Origin of the sequence: Enterobacter cloacae complex sp. P27C (assembly GCF_014895705.1) — a bacterium.
GTDB classification, from domain to species: Bacteria; Pseudomonadota; Gammaproteobacteria; order Enterobacterales; family Enterobacteriaceae; genus Enterobacter; species Enterobacter bugandensis.
The window spans coordinates 361,527-384,775 of sequence record NZ_JADBQB010000006.1; the positions used below are offsets into that span (position 1 = coordinate 361,527).

A 23,249-nucleotide genomic window follows, 5' to 3' on the forward strand; every position below is an offset into this window, starting at 1 on the left:
TGTTTAAAATTGCTAACCAGTGAGTCCAGTAAATGCAGGATACAAGAAACAATGGTGAGTATCTATTATCACGTTGAACTCAACGTAAGGAGCAAAACATGAACAAAGTTATCTTAATTACCGGTGCATCAAGCGGTATCGGAGAAGGTATTGCCAGAGAGTTAGGCAAGGCAGGCGCGAACGTTTTCCTGGGCGCTCGCAGGCTGGATCGCATCAACGCCCTGGCTGCTGAAATCCGCAGTGCAGGGGGGGAAGCAGAGGCCGCAGTCTTAGACGTTACCAGCCGCCAGTCGATGGCTGACTTCGTACAGGCAGCGCGTGAAAAGTGGGGCCGCATTGACGTGCTGATTAACAACGCGGGCATCATGCCTCTTTCTCCGCTTTCGGCAGGCAAGCAGGATGAGTGGGAGCGCACCATTGACGTGAATGTCAAGGGCGTGCTGTGGGGGATAGGCGCCGTTCTGCCGATTATGGAAGCCCAGGGGTCGGGACAAATCATTAATATCGGCTCGATTGGTGCCTTGTCCGTGGTGCCCACGGCTGCCGTCTACTGTGCCACCAAATTCGCCGTACGGGCGATTTCGGATGGTTTACGTCAGGAAAGTTCGAACATCCGCGTGACCTGCGTTAACCCTGGGGTAGTGGAAAGCGAACTGGCCTCGACCATTACGCACCCGGAAACCATGGCGGCGATGGACGCGTACCGTGCTATTGCCCTCAAACCTGCTGATATCGCCCGCGCTGTGCGCCACATCATCGAGGCGCCTGAGAGTGTCGATACAACAGAAATTACGATCAGACCGACGGCATCTGCGAACTAACGTTGCGGATGAAAAAATGCAGGTTAGCGCAGCTGGTTTACAACAGATCTGACTGGTCTGCGAATCCAGACTACGCTTGCTAAAAAATGGTCGTCTGAATTTCGGTTGTGACGTTCATACTGAATGCTTAGATTCATTTTCAATCTATTGAGAGGAAATGAATATGAATTTTGCAGAACTCCACAACCAGGAGCAGCCCCTGCTTATCGCTAACGTTTGGGACGCCGCCAGTGCTGTCGCAGCGCAAGAAGCAGGCTATCAGGCACTGGGAACGTCCAGTGCAGCAATAGCGTCCATGCTGGGATATGAAGACGGGCAGGGAATGCCGTTTGATGCGTTATTTTATGTGGTCACCCGTATCCGGGCTGTCAGCAGCCTGCCATTGAGCGTTGACATGGAAGCAGGATATGGTGATTCAGCCAAAGAGATAGTCGCTAATCTCAGGCGCCTTGCTCAGACAGGCGTAGCAGGCGTTAACCTTGAAGACAGCAGAGTCATTAATGGTAAGCGTCAGCTTGACGATATCTCTGATTTTTCCCGTAATCTGAGAACAGTATGCAATGCGCTGAGAAGCGAAAACTGTAGCCTGTTTCTGAACATTCGGACTGACACTTACCTGCTCGGGCATGAAGACGCATTGCAGGAGACGATATTACGGGGTCAGAGCTATAAAGCTGCAGGTGCTGATGGCCTTTTTGTTCCCTGTCTGACGTCAGAGAAAGACATCAGCCTCATTGCAGAGGCAACGGGTCTGCCTCTGAACGTCATGTGTATGCCCGATCTTCCGTCGTTCGACAGGCTGAAGCTGGCCGGGGTAAACCGCATTTCAATGGGCAATTTTGTTCATTCAGCCATGCAGTCAACGCTGAGTGATGTAATGCATGCGATTCGAGCTCGTCAGGCGTTTGCAGGACTTTTTAGCGATGAAAATAACCGATAAGAATTTGTGTGATATCTGGTATCAGGCATTACTCGAACGAGATTCAGAATATACCGGCGTATTTTTTGTTGGCGTCAAAACTACTGGCGTATTCTGCATTTCGGTATGCCGGGCGCGAAAGCCCAGGCGCGAAAATGTTGAATTTTATAAAGATGCCAAATCTGCCCTGGCGGACGGCTTCCGTCCCTGTAAGGTCTGCAGACCCGCTGAAAATGCGCACAGCGCGCCATTATTTGTTGAACAGGCGCTTGCGCTTGTCAGGCGCGATATTAAATCCCGTGTGGCTGACGCGCAGCTTCGCCAGCACGGAATCAGTCCGGAGCGGGTAAGACGCTGGTTCCTGCAACATCACGGCATCACTTTCCAGGCTTTCCAGCGAATGCAGCGGGTGAACGTTGCCTTGCAGGAGCTTAAAAGCGGACGAGCGGCTACTGACGTTGCGCTGGACAATGGCTATGAATCCCTGAGCGGGTTTGGTTACATCTACAAGCGGCTTACTGGCGCAGCGCCGACTCAGGCAACCGAGGTGATTGTCATTCATCGGTTTACCACTACGCTTGGGCCTATGTTTGTCTGCGCGACTGAGCGGGGAGTGTGTCTGCTGGAGTTTACCGATCGCCGGATGTTAGAAACGGAATTCCGCGATATCCAGCGTTTATTTAACGCCAGAATTGTCACCGGAGAAAACAGCCATACCCGGCAGACAGTAAAAGAAATCAGCGAGTATTTTGCCGGAACTCGACGACAGTTTGAGCTCTCTGTGGATGCCCCGGGCAGCGATTTTCAGCAATCCGTCTGGCATGAGTTGCGTGCAGTTCCTTATGGACAGACCTCGCACTATCAGGCCATTTCGCTAGGGATGAATAAGCCCAATGCTGTGCGCGCCGTCGCTGCAGCTAATGGTGCAAACCGGATTGCGATTGTGATCCCTTGTCACAGAATAATTGGCAAAGATGGAAAGATGACGGGTTACGGCGGTGGTATTTCGCGCAAAGAATGGCTCATTGAGCATGAGCGAAACAATGTTTGATGGCGTAATGTTCCATTGTTGCCGGAATATTTTACGAACTTCGCGGGATAAAATGCAGACACAAAAAAGCCCGCAGGGCTTGCGCCGTGCGGGCTCTTAGGACTTCATCGGATGACTCTGGTAATCACCGATGGAGAATTTTGGTGGAGCTGGCGGGAGTTGAACCCGCGTCCGAAATTTCTACATACCATTTTTACTATAGGAAAAACAATGATTTGTTAATAAAATCAGCAGGTTGTTTTTACTTGGTATAATCTCATTTTATGCGTTTTTAGTTTTCTGTCGCCATCTTGCCGCCATTCTGTTGGAGATCTTTTCTCGTCACTGTCGTGATAGTAGTATCAGAGTTTATGTTTCTTCATTATTTTTACTTGATCGGTTTCGCCAGCGATTTTTTCAAAATCTTGGAATAGTGCTGGAGCGTCATTATTAACAATGTTATATAATTTTTCAGATACAGTTCTCATTTCGTAATCTCCTTCTATTGCACCTCGCATTTCAAAGAAATGACGTAGTGCCCGAGCATTAGCGGTAACGATTATTTTAGTCTCTGTTGCATTCGGTAAAATTGAGCGTGATGCACTTCTAAGAGCACGCATTTTCTCTTTTCGACTATCATACAGTTCGCTTTCTTCTATGGCCTTTAGCGATCTTTTATAAAATTCTAGACTACTTTCAATATGTTCACACCATGACTGAAATAAAGCTGCATCATTTTTTACTTCAATCGGAACAACGAATTCTGCCTCAGACTCATCATGATATTGCTGTGATAATTGACTATATGAAAATCCTACTCTGTGCCTAACTAACTGATGAGTAAATGCTCTCGAAACACCTGATATTAAAAATGTCCAATTAAGATGTTCTAATACACTTTCATGCCCTTGGGATATCAAATTAAATATATATTGGTTTGTGTCCCTAGGAGATTGTTTACTCTCTCCAAACGACATGTAGCAAAGTCTACCGGCCGCTTCAACAAGATGCTCAGAGTTACTCCCTTGTCCTCTGCGTACCCATTGCATACCTTGTTTAGCTAAAAAATCATCAAACACCCCATCTTCGAATGATGGATGGGATAGGCAATTAATTGATAATTCAGATATTTTTATCATTTATTATTCCCTTGCTGATTTTGGTCTTTATGAATTGTATCATTTGCTCCCGGTAATCGTGAAATTTGATCGTTAAACCTTGATGTTAAAGTTTTTAGGTTATTAATTTCTTTTTCCTGTTGCGAAATGATCACTTGTAAGTCTTTTGTTTTATCGAAGCTATTAGAAATTGTTTGAAAAAGAAGAGGGATGGCGATACTTATCACTGAAATCATGACTGCAACAATTGTGAGCAAGCCGAATGTCCACTTTCTAAGTATTTTTGTAATTTCTGAAGGGATTCTCGACTCTAATCCTGCAAAGTCCTTACCCATTCTATCCAACTGCTCATCATCTAATTTTGTAACTATTTTACCTTGATACCCCGCAGTCAATGTAGTTGTTTTGAAGAGAAGCATTTTTGCTACTGCAGAATTTTCACTTATTTGGAAAGGTTCTTTAGACATATTGACTAAATAAACTGATATTATACCTTTATAACCAGGGTCAATATGCCCAGGATTCGTCATCACAATCCCGTTCTTAGAAAGGGTATTTCTTGGGAAAACAATACCACCTAAGTCATTGGCAAGTTTAAAATTTTCGTTTAACTCAAGAATTACAGTTTCACCCGGTTGAAGAAGGTGACTTTTTCTGGTTTTATTATTGTTTTTACAGTCAGGTATATGGATTTTTTTGACCGAAAGATCAATGCTTGAGGATTGAACTTTGTAGGCATTTTTTGCTACAGAAGCTGGATCGAATACCCTTCCATTTTGTATCTCTATATTTAAATCATGTTCTGAAAGCATTATATTTCCTTTTTCTATTTAGTCATAATTTCAGGTTGGATAATGGGTTTTTTGTAACTGCATCCTCCAAATGCTCTGGTGCGAAATGCGCGTAAATCATGGTCATTTTTATATCGGCATGGCCCAAGATATCGCGTAGGACAAGGATATTTCCGCCATTCATCATAAAGTGGCTGGCGAATGTGTGACGCAGGACGTGGGTGCATTGGCCCTCTGGCAAATGAATACCGGCTCGCTTTACAGCACGTTCAAAAGCTTTCCTGCATGGAGTAAATAACTTCCCTCTGTTTTGGGGAAGTTCGTTATACAGTTCCTGAGATATGGGGACAGTTCGGTTTCTTTTACCTTTTGTCTTGGTATAGGTAATCCGGTATTTAGTTAACTGGTGTCCCTGCAGGTTTTCAGCTTCACTCCAGCGTGCCCCGGTTGCCAGGCAGATTTTTGCAATCATCAGCAGGCTGGAACTTTGAGAGTCAGCGCACGCATCAAGCAGACGTTTGATTTCTTCTAGGGCCAGAAACGCCAGTTCACCTTCTGCTATTTTAAAAGTTGGCAGCCCGGCGAGCGGGTTGGGGGCTGACCAGTGGCCTAGTTTTTTCAGCGTACCAAAGACTGATGACAGGTTGCGTTGCTCAAGGTTTACCGTTCGGGGCTTAACTGGTGACATAAGCGCGCCATCTTCATTCCGCACTTCACCTTTTAAACGTGCTTCACGATATTTTGTAAAGTCACCGGCTGTCAGTTCGGAAGCGACGGGATCGCCCAGCCCATTGCAGATAATATTCAGTTTAGCCATTAGGCGCTTAGGGTCTGCGAGCGTCTGGCCGTAAAGGGAGTGCCATTGCTCAATCAGTTCAGACAAACGCCGCCGATCTTCCTTTTCTCCCAGCCACGGCTTTTTGTTCACTTCATCCATGGTGAAGTTTTCAAATGCTACAGCCTCGCCCTTTGTCGCAAATTGCTTGCGGACACGCTTGCCGTCACGCCCGTTAGGGTAACACTCGCACAACCATTTTCCGTTCGGCTGTTTTCTGATGGTCATATCAAAGGCTCTTGATGATTTTCAATGCGCGGCCAACAACCTCGATATCATCCAGGCTGCACTCAAACGAAGAATCATCTTGATGCACAACTAATCTGTTTCCCGGAAGACGAGTTAGCTTAACAATGCTTTTTATCCCGTCGATATCGACCAACCACATCCCATTCACTGGTGGTGTCTGGTTACGGTCAACTAAATATGAATCGCCATTAGTATTTACAAGAAGCAGCTCGCTTGAGTCAGGGGGAAGTAGGCTGCTATCAATGATGGCCTTCCCGGCTTCAACCAACGAACCTCCTATAAGGCTAGCTTTGTCGATCTCTGGCGATACAAGCTCAGAAAGAGGTTTTACCTTGCTGGAGTTCACGAAATTGATACTTTTTTTATCATCAATTTTTGTTCCTGGTTCGCCTTGTCCTGTAGTTAGCCAGAGTAAAGAAACTCCTGTTTCAAGGGCGCATTGAATCACCCATTCTGCAGGGAAGCTGTCTCTTAAGTATCTGTTTGCCATGGTGCTTTTAGATGCGCCTAGGTGATCGCATAGCTGCTGTCTGGACTTGAAATCATAGGCAGCCATCAACCTATGGATAGCCTCTCTACCTCCTGTATTCTCGCCAGCCTTCACCTGTATCATTTTTTAATCCTATTGACGTATCAAATATTGGATCGTAGTATCTCGTTTGTTCAAATATTGAATCACATAAAACAAGATAAAACGACATAAACCAAACCTTAACTGAGAGATACTGCACTATGAGCACAGATATTTCAATTCGTGTACCAAAAGAGATGGCTACGCCTGCGGAATTCGCCGAATGGGAAGGCATTTCCCGCGGCTCTGTTTATCAAAAAATTCACCATGGTCAGCTTGCTAAATACATGGTTAAGAAAGAAAAAAATAAGGGTCGTGTAAGCCTGCGGTACCTGATGTACAAAACCGATCAGGTTCGTGAGTCCCTTGGTCATTCCAACTTCCGCGTTGTTGTTGGTCAGTAAGTTCAATTATGAGAACTTTCTAAGAGGCTCACATGTTTGATTATAAGATTTCCAAACATCCACACTTTGAAGAGGCCTGCCGGGCTTTCGCACTGCGTCACAACATGGCGAAGCTGGCAGAACGCGCGGGAATGAATGTCCAGACGCTGCGCAACAAGCTGAACCCGGACCAGCCGCATCAGCTCACACCGCCTGAAATCTGGCTGCTTACCGATCTCACTGAGGACTCCACCCTGGTTGACGGCTTCCTGGCACAGATTCACTGCCTGCCATGCGTACCGATGAACGAAGTGGCAAAAGAGAAGCTGCCGCACTACGTCATGAGCGCCACCGCTGAGATAGGGCGCGTTGCTGCCGGTGCTGTTACTGGCGATGTGAAAACCACTGCCGGACGCCGAGATGTGATCAGCAGCATTAACTCAGTGACTCGCCTGATGGCACTGGCTGCCGTTTCCATGCAGGCCCGCCTGCAGGCCAACCCCGCGATGGCAAGTGCGGTGGACACCGTAACGGGCCTTGGCGCTTCGTTCGGCATCATCTGAGGTGATTATGCTGACTAAAGAACCGTCATTCGCATCGCTTTTAGTTAAACAAAGCCAGGGTATGCACTGCGGCCATGGCTGGATTATTGGGAAAGATGGCAAGCGCTGGCACCCGTCCCGCTCTCAAGCTGAACTGCTGGCAGGGCTGACCACTACCAAACGGGGGAAACCATGGCTATTGAAGGCGCTGCGGCGACTGTTCCATTAAGCCCGGGTCAACGTATGGAAGGGCTGAACCGAATAGCGGAATTAAGGGTAAATGTGTTTGGTCTGAATATCGAGCCAGAGCTTGAAAGGTTTATTAAAGATATGCGCGACCGCCGCGATATAAACCATAAGCAAAATGAACGCGCACTGGCAGCCATATTCTTTATGGCAAAAATTCCGGCAGAACGTCACGGCGTCAATATTAGTGATCTGACTACTGACGAAAAGCGGGAACTGGTTAAAGCAATGAATCATTTTCGTGCAGTGGTGAGCTTATTTCCCAAACGGCTAACCATGCCGAATTAACCCACAACAGAAATTAATGGCGTAAACCCGCCGGGCATTCTTTTGCCCAAATTCAGGAGAAAGAACAATGCAGAACGAATTACCAAAAATGTTTGTACCAGAAACCGACCAGCTTATGGCGGTGATTGATATTGCCAAACGTGAGGAGCGCAAAGGACGCGCACTCGCAGTTTCAATCCGTCTTGAGGCGCTGGCAACCCATATAACCAACAAAGGGTTAAACGGTATTGAAGCGGCTGAACTGCTGCGCCGCGAAGCAACCCGCTACGAAAACGAATCACAGGAGCTGCACTAATGGCTGACTCTATGGACCTCGTACAGCAGCGCGTTGAAGAACAGCTGCAGCGCCACATTCATACCGCGCGCAACAGGGCGCCGGGCATTTCCCGTGTGCTTTGCATCGAGTGCGATGCACCGATCCCTCCAGCGCGCCGCCGTGCCCTTCCGGGCGTGCAGTGCTGCGTAACATGTCAGGAAATCGTTGAGCTGAAAGGGAAGCATTACACCCGAGGCGCGGTGTGAGCTTCGGAGCCAGTCACTGATGTCTGAATTAATAAAAAACAAAGGCGGCCCGACCGTGGCCGCTGGGGCTTTCCCATGGAACGGCCCGAAAAAAGCACTAAACCCCTACATGGACCCGGTGGAAGTTGCGCCGGTTTCTGCGCTTTCAAACCTGATCACTCTCTATGCTGCGGATAACGAGCAGGAGCAGCTGCGCCGCGAGGCCCTGAGTAATGAGGTCTGGGAACGCTATTTCTACAATGAATCCCGTGATCCTGTTCAGCGGGAAATGGAGCAGGACCAGCTGATAAGCCGCGCCAAAATGGCCCGCGAACAGCAGCAATTTAATCCCGATCTGGTCATCGTTGCTGACGTGAGCGCCCAACCGGCGCATATCAGTAAGCCGCTGCTTGAACGGATTAAATATTTCGAGGGCCTGGGCAAGCCGAAGGCATATTCCCTCTATCTGCGTGAAACAATCAGGCCGTGCCTTGAACGCCTTGAGCGCGTGCGTACCAGCCAGGTTTCTGCGTCATTCCGTTTTATGGCGAGCCACGACGGGCTGGAGGGCCTGCTGGTCCTGCCAGAAATGAACCAGGAGCAGGTCAAGCGGTTATCTACCCTGGTGGCGGCACACATGAGCATGTGTCTGGGGGCTGCCTGCGGAGAGCTGTTTACGGATGAAGACGTTACGCCGGAAGAGATACGCCGATCATGGGAAAGGGTGGCCGCTGAGGCCATGCGCCTTGATGTTATCCCGCCTGCTTTCGAGCAGCTGCGCCGCAAAAAGCATCGTCGTAAGCCGGTCCCATACGAGCTTATCCCGGGCTCGCTTGCCCGTATGCTTTGCGCGGACTGGTGGTATCGCAAGCTGTGGCAGATGCGCTGTGAATGGCGGGAAGAACAGCTGCGCGCCGTCTGCCTGGTTAACAAAAAGGCCTCCCCGTATGTCAGCTATGAGGCCGTGATCCACAAACGCGAACAGCGCCGCAAATCTCTGGAGTTTTTCCGCTCGCATGAGCTGGTTAACGCCGAAGGTGACACGCTGGATATGGAAGAAGTGGTAAACGCCAGCAGCAGCAATCCGGCGCACCGGCGCAACGAAATGATGGCCTGCGTTAAGGGGCTGGAGCTGATCGCGGAAATGCGTGGCGAATGCGCCGTGTTCTATACCATCACCTGCCCGTCACGCTTTCACGCCACGCTTAACAATGGCAGGCCAAACCCGAAATGGACCAGTGCCACGGTCCGGCAGAGCAGTGATTACCTGGTGAATATGTTCGCCGCCTTCCGTAAGGCGATGCACAAAGCCGGGCTGCGCTGGTATGGCGTCCGCGTTGCTGAACCACACCATGACGGCACCGTGCACTGGCACCTGCTGTGCTTCATGCGCAAAAAAGACCGCAAATCCATCACCGCGCTGCTGCGTAAATTCGCCATTCGTGAGGATCGGGAGGAGCTGGGCACCAATACCGGGCCGCGCTTCAAGTCTGAGCTTATCAACCCGCGCAAGGGCACGCCGACCAGCTATATCGCCAAATACATCAGTAAAAACATCGACGGGCGCGGGCTGGCCCAGGAAATCAGTAAAGAAACGGGCAGATCATTGCGCGATAACGCTGAGAACGTAAACGCCTGGGCTTCGCTGCACCGTGTCCAGCAATTCCGCTTCTTTGGTATCCCTGGCCGCCAGGCGTACCGCGAGCTGCGCCTTTTGGCCGGACAGGCTGCCAGGGTGCAGGGTGACAAGAAGGCAGGCGCGCCGGTACTGGAAAACCCGCGTCTGGATGCTGTGCTGGCCGCAGCTGATGCTGGCTGTTTTGCCACCTACATCATGAAGCAGGGCGGCGTCCTGGTTCCCCGTAAACATCACCTTGTCAGGACTGCCTACGAGCTCAACGAGGAGCCGAGCGCCTACGGCGATCATGGTGTTCGTATTTATGGCATCTGGTCCCCGATCATTGAGGGCCGGATCTGCACTCATGCAGTGAAGTGGAAAATGGTTCGGAAAGCCGTTGACCTTCAGGAGGCGACAGCCGACCAGGGCGCTAGCGCCCCTTGGACTCGTGGCAATAACTGTCCCCCTGTTGAAAATTTGAACCAATCAGGTGGTGAAGTACCGGATATTTCTTCCATGGATGAAAAGGCGCTGCAGGATTACCTGCATGGAATGGGAAAAAAGAAACGGCGGGAGTTGGTTGCCCGGCTCAGGCTGGTAAAACCGAAGCGAAATAAGGCTTACAAGCAGGATATTTCTGAGCAGCAGCGCCTGCAGCTGGAGTATGAGCTGCATTCAAGAGGCTTCAATGGTAGTGAGTATGAGGTGACTTTACTCCTACGCGGCGGCAGCCTTCCGTCTGGGGGAGGGCTACGCATTTTTTACCAGAACGGGCGGCTGCGTGAGGATGACAAATGGCGTCAGTATTACTGACACGTCGGAATTTTTTCTCTTTTTGACTCATATCAGGTCTTTCTTATTGAAGGCTAAAAAAGCGTTTTACATTTAGAAATCGGTATTATACTGTATATATAAACAGTGTATATACATACAGTTATGTTATGTAAGTGGTCGTTAAGGGAGGGAAAATGCAGGATTATCTTTTGGAGTCATTGAAACTTCAGCGCATTGATTTTTTCTTAAAACTGGTGGCGGCAAGCGATTGCAGCGACGAAGAAAAGCGGCTGGCAATCCAGTGGGTTTCAGAGCTGACTGACGAGTTGATGGCAAAAATACGTAGTCATGAGTACAGCCGCACAATGGACGCTACCAGTTAGGGGGAATCTATGCGCATTGAAATAATGATCGATAAAGAGCAGAAGATAAGCCAGGCAACACTGGAAGCCCTTGAATCCGAGCTTTACCGAAATTTGCGCCCTCTCTATCCAAAAACGGCAATCCGCATACGTAAGGGAAGCGCTAACGGCCTGGAGCTGAGCGGCTTAAAACTGGACGAAGATAAAAAGCGGGTAATGGAGATTTTGCAGCAGGTCTGGGAGAGTGACAGTTGGCTGCATTGATACATTTTTTTAGACCAGTTCGCTTAGAGCAGCCCGCTTGCTTTTCGTATCAATTTTGGTCTAAAGACTCGAGATTCTATGCAAAGAGCTGTATACTGACTGCAGTTGAGATGTGGAGCGTATGATGACTGTTAAGGTGATAGACCTTTTTTGTGGGGCGGGCGGGTTGACTCATGGCCTGCAACTTGCCGGGCTTGATGTAGTTGCTGGTATTGACCTTGAGGGGGAATGTCGATTTCCCTATGAAAAAAACAATAACTCAGTCTTTATTGAGCAAGACATAGCGAAGGTCACAAAAGAGCAGCTTCTTGAACTTTATGGTGATTCATCCGTTAAAGTTCTCGCTGGGTGTGCTCCTTGCCAGCCTTTTTCCAAATATACTCAAGGTAAGGACAAAGCAGAAGATAAAAAATGGCCGCTATTATATGAGTTTGAGCGCCTGATTCGCGAGGTTTCTCCTGAAATTGTAACTATGGAGAACGTTCCTGATGTAACGAAACATAAAGTTTATGATGATTTTTATAATTCATTAATAGACTTGGGCTATCAAGTGTGGGCTTCAAAGGTTGACTGTGTAGAATATGGCATTCCACAGAATCGTGCTCGACATGTGCTGTTGGCATCTAAACTTGGAAAAATTGAGTTAGTAAAATCTGAAAATATTCCTCGTAAAACTGTCGCAGATGTTATTCGTGATTTACCGCCATTAGAATCCGGTGAGGCTGATCCACATGATTTTTTACATCGTGCAAGCAAGTTAAGCCCTATTAATAAGAAGCGTATCATTCATTCAGTTCCCGGTGGAACTTGGAAAGATTGGCCTGAGGAATTGGTGGCTGCCTGTCATCTTAAATCCAGTGGTAAGGGCTATGGGAGTGTATACGGCCGTATGTCTTGGGATAAACCAAGCCCAACGATTACAACTCTTTGTTATGGTTTTGGTAATGGTCGGTTTGGTCATCCAGAACAAAATCGTGCGATCTCTTTAAGAGAAGCGGCATTATTGCAAACATTTCCAATGAATTATTCATTTGTTGAAGATAACTCAAAATTCAACATGAGAAATATTGGTAAAATGATTGGTAACGCTGTTCCTGTCGAGTTGGGGCGAGTTATTGGTCAAGCTATTAAAAATCATTTGAATTAAAACTAAAGCCTGCGATGCAGGCTTTTTTATTAGGATGCTAAGTAACCATCGGAATGAATATAATCTTCAATATTGGTTGCTATGGCGTCAAGATATGCAATTACTTCCAATGAAACATTTTCTAAATCTTGATACGATACGTTTTTGCCTATTTCGGAAAATGAAACGTTACCATGCGCAAGATCGTTACGATGCTGTTTAATTGTGCTTAGTTTTTCTCCATGCTTAGTATGAATGTAATCAGATGATGTAGAAAAACCGTAGATTGTGGCTTTTTCCTTTATTTCATCACGATCTATATTCCCTGAAAATAATTTTTTCTTATTAAAAGTACCATAAGAAATTCCACAGGATATACCTTTCGTAAGACCATTTATGAAATTTTCCACGCCTACAGAATCGCTTTTTAAACGTTTAACTATTTCAGTGCGCAGGTTTTTTTTGAGATTGTCAAATTGAACGTTTTTATCATGCAAGGAATCATGAATAAAACAAATCGCTTCCCTCATAGTGGATTCAATTAAATTATATAAAAGAATGTATACCGCGCCCTTTAAAGTTTTACGAGATTCTGAAGTAATATTGAATTTGTTTTCAGGGTCTTCTGTTGAAACCAATTCAGAACCTGCATGCTCAATGAACCTCAAAAGATCTAAATAGGCCAGTATTTCTCCTGACCTAATATCAAAGTCCTCGCGAAAACTTTCCATGTTAAACCTCTAACAATTTATCACGCACATACTCAATTCGCTCTTTTACTTTTACTCGGCTATTCGCACCGTCAGAGGTTGTTAATATTTTGAATTCGTCAGAACTTAACCAGTCAAGATTCTGAGGCACGAGTGTAGAATCTTCTCTTAATGCTAATGCGACACCTACTGCTAAGGACTCATATCTGACCCTGGGGGTGGACTTCGCAGTAACTGTTTTTTTGAAACCTGCGGGGAAGTACTCATTTACGAAGTTTAACATTCTGGTGAATTCTTCTTTCATAGAATCCTGTTTGTGAGAGTCTACCTCTCCATTTTCCCGCATGTAATCATTGAGAAAATCACGGACTGAGTGATCAAAGTTCTCATAGTTCTCTAAATATGCAAAAAAGCGTAGTGCGAATTCTAAACGTTCATCACGTTTTTCTTTTGCTTCAGATAATGGAGCTAAATCTTTAAATAGAGGAATGGCAGAGCAAGGCTTAATAACCTGCGTATAAAGTGAAGTTGAACCAAGTTCTGAGCCTTTTCTGACTTCCATATCCTTAAGAATGTCGCTACCTGAGTTAATTCTTTCAAAAAGGTCTCGGCGTGTCTCCTCGTTGCATTTTGAGCTTAATTCAATCACCCTTACAGGTATGCGCATAAAGCGACGCTGTCTAGATAGTGGCAAGTCTTGGAAAGTAAAACCATTCAGAGAATCTAAAGATTTCAAATCTTGTAAGGTTAACTCATTATGAATGAAAGCATGGATGGTTCTGACACGTTGCGAACCATCTACAATCTCGATCCTACCATCCAGTTCAGGGTCTTCTGAAAGAACATCAGCGGTGAAAATGTACGGAATAGGAAATCCGAGAATTAAGGATTCAATTAAACGTGATTGTCTTTTTTCGCTCCAGACGAAGTCCCTTTGGTAGTCAGGAACAAAAAGTTCGTTAGTATCATCTTCCAAACCGCTGTGATACTTATTTACCAGTAACTCGACGGTAAACTCCTTCGTCTCGAAATCTACGTCTTTTTGCTCAGTGCGTATTTGTTCTTCTGCATTCTGTTTAGAAACTTCTAACTGAGCGAGTAAATCAGCTCTTCTCTTCGCGTCAGCTTCTTTTTCTAGCAGAGCTTTTAGTTCAACGAGTTCCATTTGCAGTCCTTTAACAAGTGTGGGGATTAGGTTTAGGGTAGCATAATGGATCAAGTGTAAAAACATCATTAGCCGCATGAAATCGTGCAAAATCGCATGATCGTTTGATGCTCTCGTTTGCTTAGGACCGCCAGCTATGGCGGGCTTTTGCTTATGTCCTGCAGGTGCATGAAAACCACTACGCAAAGCGGGCAGGCGTGGCGGGGCTACGAGCGCGCGGTTTTGGGGTTAGTCGTGGTTTTTGCGCCTCAATGTCGGGCAGGCATGGTCATTTTTTGGAGCTGGTCGTGCGCGCCTGCGTCGTGGTGAGGCGCTGCGTTGCCAGGTGGCAAAAGCACAGGAGTGCTCAGCGAGGCGCTGAGGCGCTCTGATGGTGGGGCAGGGCGTAAGGGAATAAAAAAACCGCCCGGAGAAGGGCGGTTGATATCAAAGGTTGGTCGGCTGAGCGTCAGTCTGCATCGGTCAGGTAGGGGTCAAAGCGTATCACCTCATCACCCAGCCACTCGTTAACTTCTGTGATACGGCCCTGCAGGGGGGTAAGTTCGTTGCGAACGAAAACGCGCGCCGCTTTTTCGACATCGCCAAACCCGCCGGTATTCGTGGGAATAATCCCCATCAGCTGCGGCGGCACGCGGTGAGCTGCCAGCATGTCATCACGGCTCACATTCTTGATGTTAAGAAACTCATCTTTCGCTGCGACTTCTGACAGCGGGATGATCTGAATGCCGTCTTTCTTGCCGTTCGGGCTGTACATAAACAGGTTGCGGAAGTTGCCTGGCCCTTTCGATTTTTTAAGTGCTTCGCGTATGTTGTCCACGTCTTTCTGATCGGCGGCGGGGTCGCTCATGTACATGATGAAACCTGCATGGCTACCGTTAAGGTAATATTTACGGCGAAACAGCGTGGCCGATTCATTCAGCAGGGCGGAGGGAATGGCGGAGAGGTATTCCGGCATCCCGTAAAGCTCCTGGTTAACGTCGGGTTCCATCAGGTGAAACACGCTTCCCTCATCGAACTGATAGGGCTGTGAGTTGTAGCCATACTGCGCAAACCAGTAGGTGTCCGGGTCAATGCCACGACGGGTATATTTGGCAAGTGAGGCGCGCAGCTCCATGATCTGCCCTAACCGGTTCATGCGTTTTTCCAGATAGGCATTACCGAATACCAGAAAGTCCTGGGCGAACCGGGAAAAGGCTTGTTTAGACAGCCAGCGGTGAGGGATGAAGGTACTGCTAAGAATATTGCGTTTTACCTGAATAGCGCTGGAGTGATGCACGGCGGCGCGGTAAGTTCGCGCCAGGCCATCCATGCTGATCGGTGGTTCGTACCAGCGGTCCACCTGCACGCACTCCAGGTAATCAAATAACTCCCGGCGGTCCATCACGGGGATCGGATCGCCAAACGTAAACTCCTCCGCATGTGCATTACTGACCATGTTGGCCGTATCGGTGGCGGTCTGGCCGCGCGGTGCCTTGCTGCGGTTTTTGCGGTTAGCCATTAAAAAATCTCCACGATGTTGCTGGTACTGGCGGAAGCTCCTGCCAGTGGTTCGTTATAAAGTGCGTGCATGGTTGCCCAGGCTAAATCCGCGTGGCTGGCTTCTTCTGTGCGGGCTGCTTCATAGGTTGGCCGGTTGCCGCTGGCGGTGGTTGAACGGCGAATGGACATAAAGGACTGCGCGATATCCAGCATCCCCGCGTCAAATTCCAGACGGCGCCCGCTGATGATGTCGTAGGCTTTAAGCACCAGGGCATTTTTAACGGTCGGGTTGTAGACAAACTCACGCGCGGCAGGGAAGAACTGCTTAACCGTTTTGTAAACGCCATCGCCAACGCCGGTCGAGTCAATGCCGATGTAGGTCACGTTGTAGCGTCTGGTGATTTCCTCAATCGCTGAGGCCTGGGCGCGAAAGTCCATCCCGCGCCACTGGTGACGCTCAAGGATACGGAATTTACCGCCGGGGACGACGGGAGGCGCAATGACAACGCAACCGGCGCTGTCACCGTTCTGCGTTCCTTTTGCCGGGTCATAGCCGATCCAGACCGGGTGGTATGCAAACGGCCGCAGTAAAAGCGGTTCGAAATCGTCCCACACGTCCCAGCTGTCAACCATGCAGGACTGCAGCAACGCCAGCGGGAACACGGACGCCAGGTCGTCAACAAACAGACACATCAGCAGGTTGTTGTATTCGTCCGGGCTGTACTCCAGGCGCAGCTGGTCCAGGTCGAAAAGGTTACACCCGCCGTTTACTGCATCTTCGATGGTGACTATCTGGCGGTACTGGCCGTCAGGACATAAAACGCCGTGCGCCAGGCTACTGTGAGAAAGGTCAAATTCTACCCTGTCGGCTTTCGGGCGCCCTTTATTGAATAGGGCACCAGACCAGAACGGGTAGGCGCTGTGCGTCAGGCTGGAAGGTGTTGAGAAATAGGTCTGACGCCATTTTTTGTGCAGCGCCATACCGGAGGCCACCTTGCGCAGCTCCTGGAATTTCGGTATCCAGAAATACTCATCAAGATACAGATTGCCGTGATAGCTCTGCGCGGTACGGGCATTTGTACCGAGGAAGTAAAGACACGCGCCGTTAGGCAGCACCATCGGATCGCCTTTCAGTTCAACGTCCACCTCTTTTGCGAAGTCGATGATGTACTGTTTAAAAACGTGCGCCTGCGCTTTACTCGCTGACAGAAAGATTTGATTTCGCCCCGTGGTGAGCGCGTCTATTAACGCTTCACGGGCGAAATAGTAGGTTGCACCGATCTGGCGTGACTTTAAGAGGTTGCGGATACGGTGCTTGATGCCAGCGTCCCACCAGTGGCGCTGGTACTCGAACATACCGGCGCGGAAAATCTCTTCCAGCTTTTCGATCTGCTCGTCGGTAAACAGGTTTTTTTCCGGCGGCTTGCGCGGACCTTTATTGCGGTTCGCCACGTTCGGATTCAGGTCTGCTTCATTCCCGCCATTGTTAAATTTGCCGATTCTGGCCTGTCGTTCGGACTGACGCGCCAGAAGGTCAATTTCTTTAAAATCCTTTCCTTCCTTCTGCTCCTTCATGACGAGCTGGCAGTAACGTGCGGCGGTGGTGAGCTGCATCTGATCCAGTGGGCCATATTCGCCCCACTTATCGCGTTTTTTCCAGCTGTGAACGGTTGCAACTTTCTCGCCCAGCATTTCAGCAATGCGGGCTACGCGGTATCCCTGAAAGTACATCAGCATTGCCTGACGACGGGGATCGAGGTCTGCGGGGGTTAGTGTTGTCATGGCACAAACATACGGCCTCAAATCAGCACTTTCCCCGGCTTCGCATTGTGTGGGAGTTCGCACAAGCCCAACGCGTTGTTTACACGCGCCCATCACCGCAAACATAAGGCTCTGAACGTGTTACGAACTAACTAACCGGAGCCGGAGCGATGGCAAAAAAATCTAAGCGTTTTCGTATTGGGGTCGAAGGGGCCACTACTGACGGGCGCGTTATTGAGCGTGAATGGCTCACCCAGATGGCAGCGAGCTATAACCCGCAGGTATACACCGCGCTGATCAATATGGAACACATCAAGGGCTTCACCCCTGATGGGCCTTTCCGTCGTTTTGGCATGGTGGAAAAGCTGGAAGCGGAAGAAATCACCGAAGGGGCATTATCCGGGAAAATGGCGCTGTATGGCTGGATTGCCCCGACTGACGATCTGGTCACGATGACCAGCAACTGGCAGAAGCTTTTCACCTCAATGGAAGTTAACACCAGCTTTGCCGATACCGGCTCCGCTTATCTGGTTGGCCTGGCGATTACTGACGATCCGGCAAGCCTCGGCACTGAAATGCTGCAGTTCAGCGCCAGCGCAGAACATAACCCCCTGGCGCGCCGCAAGCTGGACAAAGACAACCTGTTTACCGCTGCTGTTGAAACGCTGATCGAGTTTGAGGACGTGCCGGAAAAAACCAGTCTGTTTACGCGCGTGAAAGAGCTGCTGTCCCGCAAAGGCGCCGATGATAACGCCCGATTTGCTGATGTGAATCAGGCTGTTGAAACCATCGCGCGTGAGCATCAGACGCTGGCGGAGCAGGTCAGCACCCATCAGACCGATTTCAGCAACAAGCTGAGCGATATGCAAAAGGTTGTTAAAGAGACAACCAGCGCACTCTCCACCCTGCGTGAGCAGCTTTCCGCTCAGGACAGCCGCAGCGAACGCCGCCCTAATGCGACCGGCAATAACGGCGCAGAACAAACCACCGATTGCTGACGGAGCAAAAGCACAATGAAAAAAGAGACTCGCTTTAAATTTAACGGTTATCTGACGCAGCTCGCCAAGCTCAACGGCGTATCTGTGAGCGATATCGCCTCGAAATATACGGCTGAGCCGTCAGTGGCGCAGACGCTGGAAACGAAAATCCAGGAGTCTTCCTCGTTCCTGCAGAAAATCAACATTATCCCGGTTGATGAGCAGTCCGGCGAGCGTCTGGGGCTGGGTATTGGTTCCAGTATTGCCGGAAATACTGATACCACCCAGAAAGACCGTGAACCCGTTGATCCGACTTACATCGACGGTGAAGGGTACAAGTGTACCCAGACTAACTCTGATACGGCGCTGCCCTATGCGAAGCTGGATTTATGGGCCAAATTCCAGGACTTCCAGACGCGCATCCGTGACGCCATCATTACCCGCCAGGCTCTTGACCGCATCATGATCGGCTTCAACGGCGTGAAGCGTGAAAAAACGTCAGACCGCGCGACCTATCCACTGCTGCAGGATGTGAATATCGGCTGGCTGGAAAAAATCCGCCAGGAGAAACCCGTTCAGGTGATGGATAAGATCGTGTCCGAAGGCGAGGTTATTTCTCAGACTATCCGTGTCGGTAAAGGCGGTGATTTCCTGAATCTGGACGCGCTGGTTATGGGCGCCGTGAATGAGAAAATCGCGCCGTGGTATCAGGAAGATACGGAGCTTGTGGTTATCGTCGGGCGCCAGTTACTGGCGGATAAATATTTCCCGATCGTCAACCGTGACCAGCCAAACAGCGAAACGCTGGCGGCAGATCTTATCGTCAGCCAGAAGCGTATCGGCAACCTCCCGGCCGTTCGTGCGCCGTTCTTCCCGGCGAATGCCATGCTGATCACCCGCCTGGATAACCTGTCTATTTACTGGCAATCAGGCTCCCGCCGCCGTTCGGTCATCGACAATCCGAAGCGTGACCGCGTGGAGAACTTCGAGTCCGTTAACGAGGCGTATGTTGTCGAAGATTACGACGGCGTTTGCCTGGTTGAGAACATCGAACTGTTGCCCGTGCAGGCAGGTGGCAATGCCAGCCCAGCGCTGACAACTGAAATCATCCAGGAAATCGTCACGGCAGCGGTGAAAGGCGCGCTTGATGCGCAGGCAGCTGGCGGTGCTGGCGCCGGAGCGTGATAAATGAATCCGTTCCGTGCTCACACTCAGTATGTACAGGCACAGGATGCCGCCCGGCAGGGCGGCAGTAATGCCAGCCTGACGGGCTACAACCAGATGCTGTTACAGCTGACAGAACACCGCAGGCGCCTTAAAACCGTCCAGTCAAATGAGCGCAAGGCTCAGCTCAAACGTGAGCTTCTTCCCGCTTATGCCTCATGGATTGCCGGTTTACTGGATGCTGACGCGTCAGGCCAGGACGATGTGGCGATGTACGTCATGATCTGGCGCATTGATGCCGGAGACTATACCGGCGCGCTGGACATTGCCCGTCATGCCATTAAACACGGCTGGGTCCTGCCGCAGCGATTCAACCGGACCTGCGGGACCGCTGTTGCGGAAGAGTTTGCCGACGCGGCAATGCGCGCTTTTTCTGCCGGTGAATCATTCAGTGCCGCCATTCTTACCCAGGTGCTCGATATCGTTGAAGGTCAGGATATGCCGGATCAGTCCCGCGCCCGACTTCATAAGGCGATGGGCTACGCGCTTCGGGATAACGATCAGGCAGTGGCGGCACTTAACCATCTGAAGCGTGCCCTGCAGCTGGATAACAGTTCTGGCGTCAAAACCGAAATCAACAAGCTTGAAAGCCGATTGCGACAGGCAATGTCGGCTTAACGAATCGTGCCAACGCGCGGGGCGGCACGGGGTGGCGACAGGCTTTATGCCGTGTCAAAACCCCGTCCACCGCCCAACTATTTGGGAGTGCCAGAAATATGCAATTCGTTTCGCCGGAACAGGCCGGGGAAAGTACCCAGGACGTTATTAAAAACACCAGTTTCTGGCCTGATGTCAGGGTTTCAGAGTTCCGCCGTGATATGCGCATGGATGGGAGTGTCACCGATCCACGCCTGCGTCTGGCGTTGCTGACAGCGATTGCTGAAGTTAACGCCGATCTTTATGAGTTCCGCGAGAAACAACGGGCGCAGGGGTATGCGAGCCTGGCCGACGTCCCTGCTGATGTGATTGACGGCGAAAGCCAGCGGCTCATGCTGTATCGCCGTGCGGTGTTTTGCTGGGCAAAAGCAAACCTGGTTGAGCGCTATCGCGATTTTGACGCAACCGGCGACGGAAGCAAGAAAGCTGAAGATATCGAAACAACCTTAGGCGAGCTGTGGCGCGATGTGCGCTGGGCGGAGTCCCGCCTGCGCGATATGCCGCATATGACGGTGGAGCTGATTTGATGAAAGTGCGTGCGCATCAGTATGACACGGTGGACGCACTCTGCTGGCGCCATTACGGGCGCACGCAGGGAGTCACTGAACAGGTGCTGCAGGCGAATCCGGGGCTGGCTGAATATGGCCCCTTTTTACCGCACGGGCTGCAGGTGGAGCTGCCGGACATTACGGCGTCAACCACTGCGCAGACTGTCCAGTTATGGGACTGAACTATGACGCTTGAACGAATCAGCGCCTTTATCACTTACTGCGTTGCCCTGCTTCTGGCATGGCTCGGCGATTTGTCTCTTAAAGATGTATCGACCATCACCGGTCTTGCGCTGGGGATTATTACTGCAGCGGTGACCTGTTATTTACGCTGGAAAGCCTACCAGCTGCTGCGGGACGGCAGAATATCCAGGGGGGAATATGAGTCCTTCAATCGTTAAGCGTTGCCTGGTCGGCGCGGTGCTGGCGATTGCCGCCACGCTGCCGGGCTTTCAGTCGCTTCATACCTCCGTCGAGGGGCTGAAACTGATTGCTGATTTCGAAGGGTGCCGCCTGCAGCCATACCAGTGCAGCGCCGGGGTCTGGACTGACGGGATCGGCAATACGTCCGGGGTAGTGCCGGGCAAAATCATAACGGAGCGACAGGCCGCGCAGGGGCTGATTAATAACGTGTTGCTGACGGAAAAAAGGATTGAAGCCTGCCTGCAGGTTAAGCCACCTCAGCATGTTTACGATGCGCTGATAAGTATCGGTTTCAATGTCGGAACGGGGGCAATCTGCCGGTCAACAATGGTTTCTTACATCAATCGCCAGCAATGGTGGCAGGCGTGCAACCAGCTCCCCCGCTGGATTTATGTAAATGGTCAAAGGAGTAAAGGGCTGGAAAACAGGCGCGCCCGTGAGCTTGCCTGGTGTCTTAAAGGGGCAGGGGCATGACGCGCGCGCTGGCGGTGATCCTGGCACTGGTGCTGGCATTGCTGGGCTGGCAGTCATGGCGGCTTAACAATGCCGATCACACCATCGGGACGCAGGCTGAGGCGCTTAAAAAGAACAAGCAGGAGCTGGCGAAGAAAAACAGCCAGCTCATCAGCCTGTCCATTCTTACCGAAACCAACAGCCGGGCGCAGACGCAACTTTATGCTGCAGCGGAGGAGACTTCCGCGCTGTTGCGGAGTCGCCAGCGCCGGATCGAGGAGTTAAAACGTGAAAACGAGGATTTACGCCGCTGGGCTGACACTCCTTTGCCTGCTGACATTATCCGGCTGCGGGACCGCCCGGCCCTCGCCGGAGGTGCAGCTTACCGTGAGTGGTTGTCCAAAAGTGACGCAATGCCGCCTGGACAGGTCAGCGCCGCGCAGTAATGGGGATTTGAACCAGGTGCTAGATGAGACTGAGGCCGCCTGGGCGGTATGTGCCGACAAAGTGGACACGATCATAGCGTGTCAGGAGCGAGACAGTGAACAAGCCGCAGTCCTTACGCAACGCCCTGAATAAATCGATGGCGTATGTCCGTGACAACCCGGACAAACTGCACCTTTTTGTTGATAACGGTTCGCTGGTCGCAACCGGCGCCCGTTCAATGTCATGGGAATATCGCTACACCCTGAACGTGGTGATTGAAGACTTTAGCGGCAACCAGAATTTAGTGATGGCGCCCGTGCTGCTCTGGTTAATGACCAATCAACCCGACGCTATCAACAACCCGGAGCTGCGCGAAAAACTTTTTACCTTTGACGTCGATATCCTGAGCAACGATCTGTGTGATATCAGCCTCAATCTGCAGCTCACGGAGCGCGTGATTGTAAACACTGACGGCACCGTATCGAGCGTTGAAGCGGTGTCGGAACCCGACGTACCCGAAGAAATGTGGACGGTGAAACGTGGATGACCTGCAGAGGGTGGATGACTGGCTGGCGGCCATGCTGGCGAATCTGGAACCGGTAGCCCGCAACCGTATGATGCGACAGCTGGCGCAGGAGCTGCGCCGGTCGCAACAGCAAAATATCAGGCTGCAGCGCAATCCGGACGGCACCGCCTTTGAGCCGCGTCGGGTGACGGCCAGAAGTAAAAAGGGGCGCATCAAGCGCCAGATGTTCGCCAAATTGCGCACCACTAAATACCTGAAAACCGCAGCCACTGCGGAATCTGCCAGCGTGCAGTTTGATGGGAAAGTCCAGCGCATCGCCCGTGTTCACCATTATGGTCTGCGTGATCGAGTCAGACGCAACGGCCCAAAAGTGCATTATGCTGAGAGACGGCTATTAGGGATAAATTCATACCAAGTGCATCTTCTTAGTGATGCTATTTTACGCTGGCTAACTTATTGAAC

At 50.2% G+C, this 23,249-nt stretch carries 32 protein-coding genes; 24 read left to right on the forward strand and 8 right to left on the reverse strand.

Annotated elements, in window-relative coordinates; genetic code table 11:
* Positions 1-98: 98 nt before the first annotated feature.
* From IM291_RS14960 to IM291_RS14970, 3 genes are all read left to right on the forward strand, one after another.
* Positions 99-821 carry an SDR family oxidoreductase gene (locus IM291_RS14960; RefSeq protein ID WP_048998577.1) on the forward strand — a complete coding sequence of 241 codons (723 nt, stop codon included), beginning with the start codon at positions 99-101 and terminating at the stop codon, positions 819-821.
* 163 nt (positions 822-984) lie between these two features.
* Positions 985-1,761, forward strand: a complete 777-nt coding sequence (locus tag IM291_RS14965; RefSeq protein WP_192987175.1) for an isocitrate lyase/phosphoenolpyruvate mutase family protein — start codon at positions 985-987, stop codon at positions 1,759-1,761.
* Positions 1,745-2,791, forward strand: a complete 1,047-nt coding sequence (locus IM291_RS14970) for a bifunctional transcriptional activator/DNA repair enzyme AdaA (RefSeq protein ID WP_045631577.1) — start codon at positions 1,745-1,747, stop codon at positions 2,789-2,791. Before IM291_RS14965 ends, IM291_RS14970 begins: the two co-directional genes overlap by 17 nt.
* A gap of 341 nt (positions 2,792-3,132) precedes the next feature.
* On the opposite strand, the gene thyX is transcribed toward IM291_RS14970, so the two are convergent.
* From thyX to IM291_RS14990, 4 genes are read right to left on the reverse strand one after another with little or no spacing between them, the layout of a single operon-like run.
* The gene (thyX, locus tag IM291_RS14975) at positions 3,133-3,909 is read right to left on the reverse strand and encodes an FAD-dependent thymidylate synthase (RefSeq protein ID WP_063249727.1); all 777 of its coding nucleotides are present in this window, start codon (positions 3,907-3,909) and stop codon (positions 3,133-3,135) included.
* Entirely contained in the window at positions 3,906-4,700 is a 795-nt protein-coding gene (locus tag IM291_RS14980; protein ID WP_063249729.1) for a hypothetical protein, read from the reverse strand. Before IM291_RS14980 ends, thyX begins: the two co-directional genes overlap by 4 nt.
* Positions 4,701-4,722: 22 nt before the next feature.
* Positions 4,723-5,742 (reverse strand): site-specific integrase, encoded by a 1,020-nt coding sequence (locus tag IM291_RS14985; protein ID WP_063249731.1) that lies wholly within the window; start codon positions 5,740-5,742, stop codon positions 4,723-4,725.
* Between the two features lies 1 nt (position 5,743).
* On the reverse strand, positions 5,744-6,376 hold the full coding sequence (locus IM291_RS14990) for a phage repressor protein CI (RefSeq protein ID WP_047726625.1): 633 nt from the start codon (positions 6,374-6,376) through the stop codon (positions 5,744-5,746).
* A 119-nt stretch (positions 6,377-6,495) separates the two neighbouring features.
* Here IM291_RS14990 and IM291_RS14995 point away from each other — a divergent pair, with 119 nt between their 5' ends.
* The 10 genes from IM291_RS14995 (at position 6,496) to IM291_RS15040 (ending at position 12,459) form a co-directional block, all read left to right on the forward strand.
* A complete protein-coding gene (locus IM291_RS14995; protein WP_032636666.1) occupies positions 6,496-6,738 on the forward strand; it encodes a Rha family transcriptional regulator in 243 nt (80 codons plus the stop codon).
* 32 nt (positions 6,739-6,770) lie between these two features.
* Positions 6,771-7,280, forward strand: a complete 510-nt coding sequence (locus tag IM291_RS15000) for a phage regulatory CII family protein (RefSeq protein WP_000460863.1) — start codon at positions 6,771-6,773, stop codon at positions 7,278-7,280.
* Between the two features lie 7 nt (positions 7,281-7,287).
* Positions 7,288-7,488: a phage filamentation protein Fil family protein gene (locus IM291_RS15005; protein ID WP_192987177.1), complete on the forward strand. Its 201-nt coding sequence runs from the start codon at positions 7,288-7,290 to the stop codon at positions 7,486-7,488.
* Positions 7,452-7,793, forward strand: a complete 342-nt coding sequence (locus IM291_RS15010; RefSeq protein ID WP_192987178.1) for a DUF5347 family protein — start codon at positions 7,452-7,454, stop codon at positions 7,791-7,793. Before IM291_RS15005 ends, IM291_RS15010 begins: the two co-directional genes overlap by 37 nt.
* A gap of 67 nt (positions 7,794-7,860) precedes the next feature.
* Entirely contained in the window at positions 7,861-8,088 is a 228-nt protein-coding gene (locus IM291_RS15015; protein ID WP_029740052.1) for a DUF2732 family protein, read from the forward strand.
* Complete coding sequence (locus tag IM291_RS15020; protein ID WP_063249736.1) at positions 8,088-8,315, forward strand: TraR/DksA family transcriptional regulator; 228 nt, start codon at positions 8,088-8,090, stop codon at positions 8,313-8,315. The genes IM291_RS15015 and IM291_RS15020 overlap by 1 nt, the downstream gene beginning before the upstream one ends.
* 19 nt (positions 8,316-8,334) lie before the next feature.
* Positions 8,335-10,725 (forward strand): replication endonuclease, encoded by a 2,391-nt coding sequence (locus tag IM291_RS15025; RefSeq protein ID WP_192987180.1) that lies wholly within the window; start codon positions 8,335-8,337, stop codon positions 10,723-10,725.
* 155 nt (positions 10,726-10,880) lie between these two features.
* On the forward strand, positions 10,881-11,069 hold the full coding sequence (locus tag IM291_RS15030) for a hypothetical protein (RefSeq protein ID WP_098939092.1): 189 nt from the start codon (positions 10,881-10,883) through the stop codon (positions 11,067-11,069).
* A 9-nt stretch (positions 11,070-11,078) separates the two neighbouring features.
* A complete protein-coding gene (locus IM291_RS15035) occupies positions 11,079-11,312 on the forward strand; it encodes a DinI family protein (protein ID WP_098939094.1) in 234 nt (77 codons plus the stop codon).
* A 124-nt stretch (positions 11,313-11,436) separates the two neighbouring features.
* Positions 11,437-12,459 (forward strand): DNA cytosine methyltransferase, encoded by a 1,023-nt coding sequence (locus IM291_RS15040; protein ID WP_047367107.1) that lies wholly within the window; start codon positions 11,437-11,439, stop codon positions 12,457-12,459.
* A gap of 29 nt (positions 12,460-12,488) precedes the next feature.
* Here IM291_RS15040 and IM291_RS15045 read toward each other — a convergent pair whose 3' ends face one another.
* The 4 genes from IM291_RS15045 to IM291_RS15060 all read right to left on the reverse strand — a co-directional run bounded on the left by IM291_RS15045 (position 12,489) and on the right by IM291_RS15060 (position 17,574).
* Positions 12,489-13,169, reverse strand: coding sequence for an MAE_28990/MAE_18760 family HEPN-like nuclease (locus tag IM291_RS15045; protein ID WP_047367108.1), 681 nt, complete (start codon positions 13,167-13,169; stop codon positions 12,489-12,491).
* Between the two features lies 1 nt (position 13,170).
* Positions 13,171-14,313 carry a DUF262 domain-containing protein gene (locus IM291_RS15050; RefSeq protein WP_047367109.1) on the reverse strand — a complete coding sequence of 381 codons (1,143 nt, stop codon included), beginning with the start codon at positions 14,311-14,313 and terminating at the stop codon, positions 13,171-13,173.
* 448 nt (positions 14,314-14,761) lie between these two features.
* The gene (locus IM291_RS15055) at positions 14,762-15,811 is read right to left on the reverse strand and encodes a phage portal protein (RefSeq protein ID WP_192987182.1); all 1,050 of its coding nucleotides are present in this window, start codon (positions 15,809-15,811) and stop codon (positions 14,762-14,764) included.
* Positions 15,811-17,574 (reverse strand): terminase ATPase subunit family protein, encoded by a 1,764-nt coding sequence (locus tag IM291_RS15060; RefSeq protein WP_192987184.1) that lies wholly within the window; start codon positions 17,572-17,574, stop codon positions 15,811-15,813. Before IM291_RS15060 ends, IM291_RS15055 begins: the two co-directional genes overlap by 1 nt.
* 149 nt (positions 17,575-17,723) lie before the next feature.
* On the opposite strand from IM291_RS15060, the gene IM291_RS15065 reads away from it, so the two are divergent.
* The 11 genes from IM291_RS15065 to IM291_RS15110 all read left to right on the forward strand — a co-directional run bounded on the left by IM291_RS15065 (position 17,724) and on the right by IM291_RS15110 (position 23,247).
* A complete protein-coding gene (locus IM291_RS15065; protein ID WP_192987185.1) occupies positions 17,724-18,551 on the forward strand; it encodes a GPO family capsid scaffolding protein in 828 nt (275 codons plus the stop codon).
* Positions 18,552-18,566: 15 nt separating this feature from the next.
* Complete coding sequence (locus IM291_RS15070; RefSeq protein ID WP_192987187.1) at positions 18,567-19,715, forward strand: phage major capsid protein, P2 family; 1,149 nt, start codon at positions 18,567-18,569, stop codon at positions 19,713-19,715.
* Between the two features lie 3 nt (positions 19,716-19,718).
* The gene (gene gpM, locus IM291_RS15075; protein ID WP_192987200.1) at positions 19,719-20,372 is read left to right on the forward strand and encodes a phage terminase small subunit; all 654 of its coding nucleotides are present in this window, start codon (positions 19,719-19,721) and stop codon (positions 20,370-20,372) included.
* A gap of 98 nt (positions 20,373-20,470) precedes the next feature.
* Positions 20,471-20,938, forward strand: coding sequence for a head completion/stabilization protein (locus IM291_RS15080; RefSeq protein ID WP_014884903.1), 468 nt, complete (start codon positions 20,471-20,473; stop codon positions 20,936-20,938).
* Positions 20,938-21,141 (forward strand): tail protein X, encoded by a 204-nt coding sequence (locus IM291_RS15085; protein WP_000868184.1) that lies wholly within the window; start codon positions 20,938-20,940, stop codon positions 21,139-21,141. Before IM291_RS15080 ends, IM291_RS15085 begins: the two co-directional genes overlap by 1 nt.
* Before the next feature lie 3 nt (positions 21,142-21,144).
* Positions 21,145-21,360, forward strand: coding sequence for a hypothetical protein (locus tag IM291_RS15090; RefSeq protein WP_014884902.1), 216 nt, complete (start codon positions 21,145-21,147; stop codon positions 21,358-21,360).
* Positions 21,341-21,856, forward strand: coding sequence for a lysozyme (locus tag IM291_RS15095; RefSeq protein ID WP_192987201.1), 516 nt, complete (start codon positions 21,341-21,343; stop codon positions 21,854-21,856). Before IM291_RS15090 ends, IM291_RS15095 begins: the two co-directional genes overlap by 20 nt.
* The gene (lysB, locus tag IM291_RS15100) at positions 21,853-22,281 is read left to right on the forward strand and encodes an Rz-like lysis system protein LysB (RefSeq protein ID WP_029463810.1); all 429 of its coding nucleotides are present in this window, start codon (positions 21,853-21,855) and stop codon (positions 22,279-22,281) included. Before IM291_RS15095 ends, lysB begins: the two co-directional genes overlap by 4 nt.
* Entirely contained in the window at positions 22,166-22,414 is a 249-nt protein-coding gene (lysC, locus tag IM291_RS21985) for an Rz1-like lysis system protein LysC (RefSeq protein WP_223563535.1), read from the forward strand. Before lysB ends, lysC begins: the two co-directional genes overlap by 116 nt.
* Complete coding sequence (locus IM291_RS15105) at positions 22,377-22,808, forward strand: phage tail protein (RefSeq protein ID WP_192987203.1); 432 nt, start codon at positions 22,377-22,379, stop codon at positions 22,806-22,808. The genes lysC and IM291_RS15105 overlap by 38 nt, the downstream gene beginning before the upstream one ends.
* Entirely contained in the window at positions 22,801-23,247 is a 447-nt protein-coding gene (locus tag IM291_RS15110) for a phage virion morphogenesis protein (protein ID WP_192987205.1), read from the forward strand. Before IM291_RS15105 ends, IM291_RS15110 begins: the two co-directional genes overlap by 8 nt.
* The last annotated feature ends 2 nt before the right edge of the window (positions 23,248-23,249 follow it).